This is a genomic window from Paracoccus sp. (in: a-proteobacteria) (assembly GCF_030538695.1).
GTDB lineage: Bacteria > Pseudomonadota > Alphaproteobacteria > Rhodobacterales > Rhodobacteraceae > Paracoccus.
On record NZ_JAUNTN010000030.1, the window covers coordinates 26177 to 37301 of the forward strand.

Consider the following 11125-nt stretch of genomic DNA (forward strand, 5'->3'; position numbering starts at 1 on the left):
GGGCGGCGCGCGGGCGGGGCCGCGCGCCAGCCGGTCTTACTTCTGACGGATGCGCCAGATCTGGTCGCCCTCGGCATCATCCTCGCCGAGTGCCTTGTTGACGGCGAAGACGTTGCCCTGCCCGTCGGCCTTCAGGTGGTTCGGGAAGGTGCCGGCGTCGATATTGGCGACGATCTGCCCGTCCGTATCGACGACGGCGATGGTGTGCGAGCCGCGGTTGGCGACATAGGCCAGCCGGCTCTGCGGCTCGAACGCGACGTTCAGCGCGCCGGCGCCCGTCTCGACATCGTGCAGCACCTCGCCGCTTTCCACGTCGACGATCAGCAGGTTGTCGGTCGCCTGCGAGGCCACGAACAGCAGACCGTCCTGCGCGTCATAGGCCACGCCCGAAGCCGACTTGGCGCCCGGAATCGACATGATCCGCGCCTCGCCGCTGTCCAGGTCGATGACTGCGGCCTCTGGGGTGGTCATGCTGACGGTGAACAGCGTGCCGCTGTCCTCGTCCAGATCAAGGCTCATGACCGAGAACGACTCGCGCCGGATCTGGCTGGGAACGGTGATCGGCTCAAGCTGTTCCAGCGTCTCGGTGTCGAAGACGTGGATCTGGTCGGTGAAGGCGGCGCTGACATAGGCGCGGCCGCGGGTCTCGTCCACCACCACGTCGCGCGAATGGGGCACGATGCCCGGCTCGAACTGCTTGACCAGCGACAGATCGGCAGCGTCATAGACGGCCATCGTGTCCTGCCGGGTGTTGGTGACCCAGACCCGCGCTTTGGTGCGGTCCACATCCAGACCATAGACGGCGAAAACGCCGCCGTCGCTGCCATCGGGACGGGCGGGGGCGGCTTCGGGGGTTGCCTCGGCCTCGGTCTCAAGCGTTTCGGGGTTCACACGGACCAGCAGGGACTGGCTGACCGGCGGGCGCCCCACGGCCGAGGTGACATAAAGCGCCCCCTCGTCGTCCAGCGCCACCTGATACAGACCCCGCGTCACCTTCTGGCTGGTGATGTCGAAGCGGTCGGCGCCCTCGATCGGCAGGTCGGGCGACACCTTCATCTCGACCACGGTGGCCGCCGCCGGGTTTTCCGCGATTACGACGATCGGTTGCAGGCCGGTCGCGGCCTCATCCTCGATGGACAGATCAAAGCTGATCTCTCCGTCGTCACCGACGACAATGGGGCCGTCCTGGTTCAGGACGGTCGTGCCGCGCATCAGCGTGATCTCTTGCCCCGGGATCAGCCCCGAACCCGCCAGAACGGCATCGCCGCCCGGAGTGATCACGCCACCCCGCTCGGCTGCGGATGCATTGACACGGCCGGTGAACCCGTCCGATGTGGCCGTGAACACCGATTGTGCGAACGAGGGGCCGGCAACCAGTGCCAGCGCAATGGCAGATGCCCCCAGAAGCGATGAGACGCGGCGGTCTATGGAATGCAGCATGATGATCTCCGGTAGGAATGTCGATCTCGAAAAGGCTTGACCAATGATCTGGGCTGGCTTGGATCATGCACACCAGTATATTCCTGACTGCGATTGTCAACCATCATCGGCCTGAAAGGACAGCTCCGATATGAACCAGACAGGCCGCGTTGGACCCGAGCACGCACTGCAAAAAGCCGAGCTTGCGCTGATGCAGCAGGGCTGTGACACCCACAGGCTGCGCCAGTTCAGCCTGATCGGGCACCGGCTGTTCGTCGCCGTGCCCGTGACCCCTGCGCCTGCGGCAGGATGGCCGGTGCTGTATCTTCTGGACGGAAACGCGGCTTTCGATTTCCTGACGGCCGAGCATCTGGCGCTTGCGCCCGGTCTGGTGGTCGTCGGGATCGGCTATGACACCGACCGGCAGTTCGCGCGTGCGCAGCGTGTGCTGGATTTCACCGCGCCCGATGGCCCCGGCGACGGTCTGCGCCCGGATCACGTCCATCCTGACCGCATGGCGGGCGGCGCCGGCCTGTTTCTGGACCGCCTGACAGGCCCGCTGCGCGCCGCCGCCGAGGATGGGTTGCCAATCGACGCCAACCGCCGCAGCCTTTGGGGACACAGCTTCGGCGGGCTGTTCACCCTTTATTCGCTGCTGGTGCGGCCCAGTGCGTTTGCGCGATATGCGGCGATCAGCCCGTCGATCTGGTGGGACGAGGCGTTGATCCGCCGCGTCGCCGCAGCGGCCCCCGCCATGACAGCCCCGCCCCCGCTGCTGATCGCCATGGGCGACCGCGAGAAGCGGTCCGGCAGCGATGGGCCACCGCCAGACGGGCCGCCCGCCGCAACGGTCGGCTTCGTGACCGACCTGCGCGCCCATCCCGGCCTTGATCCGCAGGTCCATGTGCTGCCCGGCCTGCAGCACATCCAGACACTGCCCGCATCCTTGCCCCTGGCGCTGCCCTTCGCGGCGACCTAGTCCCGCATCCGCCGCGCCAGCATCGGCGCGATCAGCGCCGAGGCCGCGGGCGAGGTCATGTCGGCATGGAGGAAAGGCACTTCCTCCATCTCGACCTCGGCATAGGGGGTCCACATCGCGGCGGACAGGTTGGTTCCGGCGTGATCCAGCGCGGCGCGGATATGCGTCAGCCGCCCTGCCATGCGTCGGTGGCTGTGGCCGCGCACCAGCCGGTTCGTGTCCGTCACCACCCGCACGACGCCGTCCAGAACATCCTCGGGCAAGGCGCCGAGCGCGCTGTCGCCCCGGCGCAGGAAGCCCATGACCTTGTCGCGCGTGTCAAGGTCCTGATGCGCCTCGGGATCATGGCCCGCGATCGCCAGCAGGGCACGCAGGGCGGCGACCGCGTCGGGATCGGGCTGATCGCGCCACGCATCGGCCGGATAGCTGTCCAGCGCCGCGACCATTCCCGGCACGCGGCCCTGCGCCTCCAGCGCCAGCGCGACCTCTTGTGCAATGATGCCGCCAACCGACCAGCCGGCCAGATGGACCGGACCCGAAGGGACCAGCGCCGCGATATGGGCGGCATAATCCTGCGCCAGCGCCCTGATGCCGGAGGGCATGGGCTGTGATGGATCCAGCCCCGGATGCTGCACCCCCCAGACCCGCCGGGCGGGCGCGATCAGCCGCGCAAGGTGGCGATAGCCCCAGGCAAGCCCCCCCGCCGGGTGGATCAGAAACAGCGGCGCGGTATCCGGCTCGCCATCCGCCAGAAGGATCGTCGGGCCAAGCCCGTCGTCATGCACCGCGCCCGCATCCAGGACGGCTGCCAGCTGCGACAGGACCGGATGCGCGAAGACCGCGCCGAGGCCGGGATCGCGGCCGGTCTGTTCCCCGATCGCCAGCAGCAGGCGCACGGCCGACAGCGAGTCTCCGCCAAGCGCGAAGAAGTCCGCCTCGGCGGGCAGCGGCTCGGCCAGGGCCAGCACCTCGGCATAGAGCCGGGCCAGAAGATGCTCGGTCGGGGTGATTGGTGCCCGTCCCTCGGCGGAAAAGACCGGGGCTGGAAGGGCGCTGCGGTCCAGCTTGCCGTTCGACGTGACCGGCATCGCGTCCAGCGCGATCTCGGCCTGCGGGACCATGTAGGCGGGCAGCTGCGTGGACAGGTGCCGCGCCAGATCACCCGGCCGCCAATGCGGCTGCGGCACCAGATAGGCGACAAGGTGCATGTCCCCCGCAGGACCTTTCCGCGCCAGCACCACCGCCTCGCGCGCCAGGTCCGACGCGGTGATCGCGGCCTCGATCTCGCCCAGCTCGATCCTGAGGCCGCGGATCTTCACCTGATGGTCCGAGCGGCCAAGAAAGACCACCGCCCCGTCGTGCCGCCGCCGCGCCAGATCGCCGGTCGCGTAGAGCTGCTGGCCGGGATGGGCCGGGTCGGGGATGAACCGCTCGGCCGTCAGTTCGGGCTGGCCCAGATAGCCCTGCGCCAACTGCACGCCGCCCAGATGAAGGTGGCCGGCAAGCCCCGGCGGGACCGGGCGCATCCGGTCGTCAAGAATCTCCAGCCGGGTGTTCCAGACCGGCCAGCCGATGGGAACCGGCCCCGCAGTATCGCCCGCGGCAGGCCAATAGCTGACATCGACCGCCGCCTCGGTCGGGCCATAGAGGTTGTGCAGCGCGCCGTCGATGCGGGCGTGAAAGCGATCACGCTGATCGGCCGTCAGCTCTTCGCCCGAGCAGAAGACGCAGCGCAGCGCCAACCCGGCCGAAGCGGGTGCGGCCAGAAAGGCCGACAGCATCGAGGGGACGAAATGCAGCACCGTGATGTCGTGCCTGCGGATCGCGGCCGCGATGCGGGCGGGGTCGCGATGCGCGCCGGGTTGGGCCATGACCAGATGCGCGCCGGTCATCATCGGCAGAAACAGCTCCCACACCGAAACGTCGAAGGTCGCCGGCGTTTTCTGCAGGATGCGGTCGGCGGGGCCGATGCCATACTCTGCCGCCATCCAGCACAGACGGTTGACGATGGCGCGATGCGAGACGACGACGCCTTTCGCCTCGCCGGTCGAGCCAGAGGTGAAGATGACATAGGCGGTGTCGTCCGGGGTCGGTGCCTTGCCCCCCATCGGGCCATGCTGCGGCCAGTCGGGCGGGGTCAGCAGCGGCGTGCCGGGCGCAAATAGCCCCGACAGCTCTGCCGAGGTCAGCACCACTGCGGGCTTGGCCCGTTGCAGGATGCGGGCGATCCGTGCGGGCGGGTGGTCGGGGTCCAGCGGCAGATAGGCGGCCCCTGTCCGCATCACCGCCAGCAAGGCGACGGGCAGGTCCAGCCCGCGCTCCAGCGCGACTGCAACGATGCGGCCCGGTCCCGCCCCCATCTGCGCCAGCCGCCCGGCCAGCGCGGCGCTGCGCGCATCAAGCTGGGCAAAGCTGAGCGTGCGCTCGCCGAAGGTCACGGCAGGGCTATCTGGCGTAGCGGCGACCTGCGCGGCGATCAGGTCGGTCAAGGTCGTGTCTGGCACAGGGTGACGCGCCGCGTCGTGCAAAGCCGCGACGGCGGCGATCTCGGCCTGGCTGGCGGTAGAAACCTCGGACAGACGGGACGCGGCAAGGGCGCTCGCCAGAAACGCAGGGAGACGTTCCGCGTGGCCCGCCACATCCTGCGGGGAATAGAGGTCGGGATTCGCGTCAGCCTCGAAGAGGATGCCCGACACGGGATCGCCCCGGAAGGTCAGCGTCAGGTCATCGACCGCCCCCGCCCCCAGGATGTGCAGCACCGTCCGCAGCCCCGCGAAAACCGGCGGTCGGTCGAAGGGCTGGACGTTGACCAGCGGCCCGTAAAGCCGCCGATCGCCGCCGATCAGGCCAAGCTCCCGTCTCAGGTATTCGCTGCGATAAAGCCCGTGCCGGCGGGCCTGCGCCATGTCCGCGCAGGTGGCGGCCAGCCAGTCCGCAAGCGGCGCATCCTCGTCGGGCGAAATCAGCTGCGGCAGCACGTTCATCGCCATGCAGGGAAGTCGCGCAATGCGCCGGCCCATCCGTGCCATGAAGGGCAACCCGATCACCGCCCGCCCGCCCGTCCAGCGCGCCAGATACGCCCCCGTCAGCGCGGCCAGGACGTCGGGCCAGCCAAGACGCGCCCGGTCCGCCAGCGCCGCCAGATCACGGGCCAACGCCGGCGGCAGCCAGCGGCTTTCGCGCAAGAATCCATGCGCCGAGACGGCCCGTCCGCCCGCCGGACCCATCGCGGGCGGCAGGTCCGCCAGCCGCGCATGCCACCAATCCCGATCCGCATTCCGCCGGTCCGAGGCGCGCCAGGCCGCGTCATCCTCGGTCGCGCGGGACAGCGGCGGGAAGGGCAGCGGCGATGGGGTGCCGTTCACCAGCGAAGAATAATGCTCGGCGATCCGGTTCGTGACCAGCACCATGCCATAGCCGTCTATCGCCAGATGGTGGATGCGCTCGTATATCAGGCAGCGGTCCGCCCCAAGGATGAACAGCGTGAACCGCGCCGCAGGTTTGGTCGCAAGCGCCACGGGCCGGTCGCTGTCGGCCAGCATCTCGGCCAAAGCGTGCGCCTCGGCATCGGGGCGGGCGGACAGATCGACGACCTGCGGCAGCACCGCCTCCGGGTGCAGCCATTGCACCGGCCCGTCCGGGCCAGAGGCAAAGCGCAGGCGCAGCGCCTCGGTCTCGGCCAGCGTGCGGGTCAGCGCAAGGCGCAGCGCGTCAAGGTCGATGGGACCGGTCAGGTCCAGATACTGGCCGGTGTTCAGGATCGGACTGGCCGGGTCCAGCGCCTGCGCATACCACAGCCCCTCTTGCGCCTCGGTCAGAGGTTGCGGCGCAACGCCGTCGATCCGGCCGTGATCGTTCATCGTTGTCCCGACACCTCTTGCGGTGCGATCTGCTGCCACCACTCACCAAGCGTCGCGTATTCGGCGAAGACGCCGAAATCGGCCGTCAGCCCCGCCTCTTCCCATTCCAGCACCAGCCGCATCAGTCGCAGCGAGTCGAGACCAAGGTCCGGCAGGTGATCGTCGTCGGCAATCTCGGCCGGGTCCATATGCACGGCCCGCGCCACGTCGGCGCGCATCCGCTCCAGCGTCAGCGTCATGCGGTCAGTTCCTTCAGATAGGCGGCGCGCAGATGGGCGCGCAGGGCGTTGCGGCTGATCTTGCCGACGGCGGTTGTCGCGAAGCTGTCCACGAAGACGATCTGGTCGGGGACCTTGAACTCGGCCAGTTGGCGCGCGCGCATGAAGGCCTTCAGCTGCGGCACGCGTGGCCGGTCGCCGGAAGCGGCGATGACGAAGGCGCAACTGCGTTCGCCCAGCACCTCGTCGGGGATCGACACGACCGCGGCGTCGAAGACCTGGGGATGGGCAAGCAGGTGATCCTCGATCTCTTCGGCCGAGACTTTCTCGCCGGCCCGGTTGATGTGATCGCCCGCCCGCCCCCTCACCTCAAGATAGCCACCGGGCAACTGCCGCACGATGTCGCCGGTGCGGTAAAAGCCGTCATCAGTGAAGCTGCGGGCATTGGCGGCGGGATCGTCGTGATAGGCCCGGATCGTGTAGGGACCGCGCGTCAGCAGATGGCCGGGCTGGCCCGGCGCGACGGGGCAGCCGTCATCGTCCAGCACCAGAACTTCGTCATGGGGGCTGATCGGGCGGCCCTGCGTGCCGATGATGATGTCCTCGGGATCATCGAGGCGCGTGTAGTTCACCAGCCCCTCGGCCATCCCGAAAACCTGTTGCAGGGTGCAGCCCAGCTCCGAGCGCACGCGGGCGGCTGCCTCGGGCGCGAACTTGGCGCCGCCGACCTGCAGCACCTTCAGCGACGACAGGTCGTGCGGCGTCGTGGCGGCCGCCTGCATCCACAGCATCGCCAGCGGCGGAACGAGGCCGGTGATCGTCACCCCCTCGGCTGCGATCAGGCGGAAGGCGGTCTCGGGATGGGGGTTCTGGCTCAGCACCACGCGCGCACCGGCTGCCAGCGCGCCGAAGACGCCGGGCGAACTCATCGGAAAGTTGTGCGCGACCGGCAGCGCGGCCAGATAAACGCTATCACCGTCCAGCCGGCAGATTTCGGCACTGGCGCGGAAGCTGTAGATATAATCGTCGTGCGTCCGCGGGATCAGCTTGGGCAGCCCCGTCGAGCCGCCCGAGATCTGCAGGAACGCCACGGCCGAGGGATCGACCTGCGGCAGGGCCGGCCCCGCGCGGAAGCTGTCAAAGGCGATCTGTCCGCCCGCCTCGCCCAGAACGATGATGCGCTGAAGGGCAGGAACTTCGGCCCGGACAGCCTCGGCCAGACCCGGATGCGAGAAACCGTCGTGGCGGTCCGCCACCACGATGGCCCGCGCGCCGGACCGCCGCGCCAGATGCGCCACCTCGGTCTGACGGTGGGCCGGCAGGGCGTAGACCGGGATCAGCCCGGCAAGGAACAGCCCAAAGACCGCGGGAAAGAAGCCCGCGATGTTCGGAAGCTGCACGATCACCCGATCGCCCGGCTGAAGACCGAGGCCCAGGTAACCGCCGGCCGCGTCATGCGCACGCGACAGCAGTTCGCCATAGCTCCAGCGGTGATCTTGATCGACGACGGCCAGCCGGTCCGGGTGTGCGCCTGCCAGCCGCGTCAGCAGCTGGCCGAACGTCTCGCCCTGCCAGTAGCCGCTTGCGCGGTAGAGGCTGGCCAGCTCGGCAGGCCAGACCTGACGGGGGATCGTATCGTCTGGCGCCACTGTGAAGGCCTTCCCTGACTTCATGTGCCTGCGGCATTATCGCACCCTATGGAAACAGTCAACTTTATCCCGCAGGCGACGTTTCGGGGGCTTGTCTGCGCCGCGACAGATGCTGATCCAACGCGTCGGCATAGGCGGCGGGGGCGGCCTCGATCCCGGCCGTCATGCGGCGGCCGCTCACGGCGCATGGCGGCGAGGATGGCGTCACGTTGTTCAGGCTTTCATGGCAGCGTTGATGGTTGTCGTGCTCGACGAAGGCTTGGATCCGGGCCTCGGGATCACCGGGCAGGACGTAATTTTCCAGCAGGATCCGGTTCTTCAGGGTCTGGTGCCGGCGCTTGATCCTGCCCTGGGTCCGGGGATGGCACGGGGCGCTGCGGATGTCCGCCGTCAGCAGCTCAATAGCCATGCCCAGACATATGGTCTGCCCACAGCTTTCTTAAGTTGCCGAGGTCGGCCCGGTATACCTCCTTGGACTCGCCCCATCAGCTTTTCCCGATACGCAATGCGCGGCGATCAGATAGCCCCTTATTGCGTTCGATCCTCCAGCAATGGCACAGCAAGCAATCCGTCTCGAAGAGAAGTCGCCCGCAAGCCGAGGATTTACCTCATTCAATAAAATCCGCCGATCAGCAGCATGATTGCGAGAGTATTTACCCTTTTCAGTAAAATCGTTGACTGCGCCTGCGGTGCCATTTATATTTACCGTATTCAGTAAAGGCGCCACATCATGGAAGGCCAAGACAGCCAGATCCTCGCCAAGGCCGGACACCGGCTCCGTCAGGCTCGCCTCGCGCGCGGTCTGAACCTGCATCAACTGGCGCGGTTGACCGGCATCAGCGCCCCCGCCCTCTCGCTCATCGAGACGGGAAAGCGCGACCCGCGCCTGACGACGCTTGGCAAGATTGCTGCGGCCCTCCGGCTTCCCTTGGCCGATCTGCTGGAAAGTCCAGCGGACGAAGCAAGGGTGAAGCAACCTCCTTCACCCAAAGACGATGGCTACGATCTCGGAGATTACAGGTGAACGGCACGGTGCCGGTCTCGTTCGACAAGCTCCATGTCGGCGACGTGGCAGTTGCCGATGATGGCAGCCTGTCGTTTCGCTACGCTGCTCGCTGGCTTGCAACCCGGGGAGCCTTCCCTCTGTCCCTGACCATGCCGCTTACCGACACGCCCTATCCGTCAGAGATCATTTCGCCTTGGCTCGCGAACCTCCTGCCCGAGGAGGAACAGCTTCAGATCCTGACCAGATCCCTGGGGCTTGACCGGGCCGACACGCTTGCCGTTCTGGCTGAAATCGGCGGCGATACCGCCGGTGCCCTGTCGTTTGGTTCCTCAACGGACCCTGACGCCTGGGCTTGGACACGCCTGACGGAACTTTACGATACCGCCGATCCGCAGGCGGCGCTGGAGCGGCATTTCGAAGATCTCGGCCGCAGACCCTTTCTCGTCGGCGAGGAAGGGGTCCGCCAATCGCTGGCCGGCGGGCAGAAGAAATCGGCGCTGGCAGTGCTTTCGCCCGACGGCACGCCCGTTTTGCGGCTGCCGCAACCGGGTGACGTGCTGGCCGTGCCACGCAATGGCGCGCCCTCCACCGTTATCGTGAAGCCCGACAATCCAAACCTGCCCGGCATCACCGAAAACGAGGTGTTCTGCCTGCATCTGGCCCAGGCCATCGGGATCGCAGCTGCGCAGACGACGATCCTGACGACAGGGAAGCGCACGGCCATTTGTGCGTTGCGCTATGACCGGCGCGTCGGCCGGGCGGGTCAGCTTCAGCGGGTTCACCAGGAAGACTTCGCCCAGGCGAACGGCATCCCGCCCGGCCGGAAATACGAACGCGGCACCCTAGCCGGCCCCGATCTGAGGACGCTGCTGGCCACCGGGCATGCGCTGCCACCCATGGACGCGCTGGCGCTGCTGGACCAGGTGATTTTCAACATCCTCGTCGCGAATACCGACGCCCATGCCAAGAACTACTCGATCCTGCTGCCCGTCGGCAACGAACCGAGGCTTGCCCCGCTCTACGATGTCTCGACAGTGCTGCCCTGGCCGCATGTGACGCAGTATTTCGCGCAGAACCTTGCTGCGAAGCGCCGCCGTCCCGAGGCCATGGCCGGACGCCACTGGGACATCATCGCCGGGGACATGGGCTACCGCCCCGCCGATCTGCGCCAAAGGGTGCAGGAATTGGTGGACGCCATGGTCGCCAATCGTGTCACGGTTGCCGGGGCCGTGGCCAGCCTGCCGGAGGTCACATCGGGATATGTCGAGCAAGCCGCTGAACTGATCGAGGTTAACGCGCTCCGCATCGCCGGGAGGCTAAGATAGGTCGTTAAAGACGTTTTACCGGGTAGCAACGCACTGAGCAGCGCGTCCAAAACGGCTTGCACCGAAGGGCGGTGAGCCGACATGCGGCGGTGCGGCTTGGCAATTGCAGAAATATGATGACGTCGACATTCGGCAGTTGCGCGATCTCCGGCCGGTGCATCACGCAGGTCGGGCGGGAAGCGGACTTGCGGCACTGCTGCGCCGTATCCGTAGCAACCAGAGATACCGGCCATCCGTGCGCTTCGCAGCGAAATTTGGACCGTCACAGGCCCGTCGGGCGGACAGCGGTCTTGCGGTGACGCAACATCGCGACCACAGCAATATGGATACAACTTGCCGTCGCCGAATATCGCCTGCCAGTCGATGGCACGGACCACCACAGTGGCCAGATCGCGGCGGACAAGCTGTTCGATGGCGGGAACCCCGTTGATGAGCGTGAGGCGGCTGTAGAATGTCAGGGCGCCGACCGTTTTGGGCGACAGGTTCACTTCTGCGAAGCTGGCATCCGTTTTGGTCAGGGCGGCATCCTCAGCCAGCCATTGCGCTTCCGACGATCCGGTTTGCTTGGGAATGTCGACCGATTTTCTAAGCGAAGCGCGCGACGCCCTATTCCACTAGGGCCTGTTGACGTTTGAGGCTTCCCCAATCGGGTTCTGTCTGATTCAAGCT

At 67.2% G+C, this 11125-nt stretch carries 7 protein-coding genes and 2 pseudogenes; 3 read left to right on the forward strand and 6 right to left on the reverse strand.

What is annotated here, in order from left to right; genetic code table 11:
* Window positions 1-36: 36 nt before the first annotated feature.
* A complete protein-coding gene (locus Q4G24_RS14975) occupies window positions 37-1440 on the reverse strand; it encodes a YncE family protein (RefSeq protein WP_303367344.1) in 1404 nt (467 codons plus the stop codon).
* A gap of 130 nt (window positions 1441-1570) precedes the next feature.
* On the opposite strand from Q4G24_RS14975, the gene Q4G24_RS14980 reads away from it, so the two are divergent.
* Window positions 1571-2398, forward strand: coding sequence for an alpha/beta hydrolase (locus Q4G24_RS14980; protein WP_303367345.1), 828 nt, complete (start codon window positions 1571-1573; stop codon window positions 2396-2398).
* On the opposite strand, the gene Q4G24_RS14985 is transcribed toward Q4G24_RS14980, so the two are convergent.
* The 4 genes and pseudogenes from Q4G24_RS14985 to Q4G24_RS15000 all read right to left on the reverse strand — a co-directional run.
* Entirely contained in the window at window positions 2395-6258 is a 3864-nt protein-coding gene (locus Q4G24_RS14985; protein ID WP_303367346.1) for an amino acid adenylation domain-containing protein, read from the reverse strand. The two genes, Q4G24_RS14980 and Q4G24_RS14985, sit on opposite strands and share 4 nt — an antisense overlap.
* The gene (locus Q4G24_RS14990) at window positions 6255-6497 is read right to left on the reverse strand and encodes a phosphopantetheine-binding protein (protein ID WP_303367347.1); all 243 of its coding nucleotides are present in this window, start codon (window positions 6495-6497) and stop codon (window positions 6255-6257) included. The genes Q4G24_RS14985 and Q4G24_RS14990 overlap by 4 nt, the downstream gene beginning before the upstream one ends.
* On the reverse strand, window positions 6494-8125 hold the full coding sequence (locus Q4G24_RS14995; protein ID WP_303367348.1) for a (2,3-dihydroxybenzoyl)adenylate synthase: 1632 nt from the start codon (window positions 8123-8125) through the stop codon (window positions 6494-6496). Before Q4G24_RS14995 ends, Q4G24_RS14990 begins: the two co-directional genes overlap by 4 nt.
* Window positions 8126-8321: 196 nt before the next feature.
* Window positions 8322-8507, reverse strand: a pseudogene (locus Q4G24_RS15000) (integrase core domain-containing protein); the annotation flags it as partial.
* Between the two features lie 348 nt (window positions 8508-8855).
* Between Q4G24_RS15000 and Q4G24_RS15005 the strand changes: the two are divergent.
* Both Q4G24_RS15005 and Q4G24_RS15010 read left to right on the forward strand, forming a co-directional pair.
* Window positions 8856-9149 (forward strand): helix-turn-helix domain-containing protein, encoded by a 294-nt coding sequence (locus Q4G24_RS15005; protein WP_303367349.1) that lies wholly within the window; start codon window positions 8856-8858, stop codon window positions 9147-9149.
* Entirely contained in the window at window positions 9146-10456 is a 1311-nt protein-coding gene (locus Q4G24_RS15010; protein ID WP_303367350.1) for a HipA domain-containing protein, read from the forward strand. The genes Q4G24_RS15005 and Q4G24_RS15010 overlap by 4 nt, the downstream gene beginning before the upstream one ends.
* 344 nt (window positions 10457-10800) lie before the next feature.
* Here Q4G24_RS15010 and Q4G24_RS16660 read toward each other — a convergent pair.
* Window positions 10801-11037: pseudogene (locus Q4G24_RS16660) on the reverse strand (phage major capsid protein); the annotation flags it as partial.
* Window positions 11038-11125: the final 88 nt, after the last annotated feature.

Excerpts from the sequence above, each read along its gene's own strand:
- Q4G24_RS14990 (WP_303367347.1), bottom strand. The coding sequence starts at position 6,497 with ATGACGCTGACGCTGGAGCGGATGCGCGCCGACGTGGCGCGGGCCGTG.
- Q4G24_RS14985 (WP_303367346.1), bottom strand. The coding sequence starts at position 6,258 with ATGAACGATCACGGCCGGATCGACGGCGTTGCGCCGCAACCTCTGACC.
- Q4G24_RS14980 (WP_303367345.1), top strand. The coding sequence starts at position 1,571 with ATGAACCAGACAGGCCGCGTTGGACCCGAGCACGCACTGCAAAAAGCC.
- Q4G24_RS15005 (WP_303367349.1), top strand. The coding sequence starts at position 8,856 with ATGGAAGGCCAAGACAGCCAGATCCTCGCCAAGGCCGGACACCGGCTC.
- Q4G24_RS14975 (WP_303367344.1), bottom strand. The coding sequence starts at position 1,440 with ATGCTGCATTCCATAGACCGCCGCGTCTCATCGCTTCTGGGGGCATCT.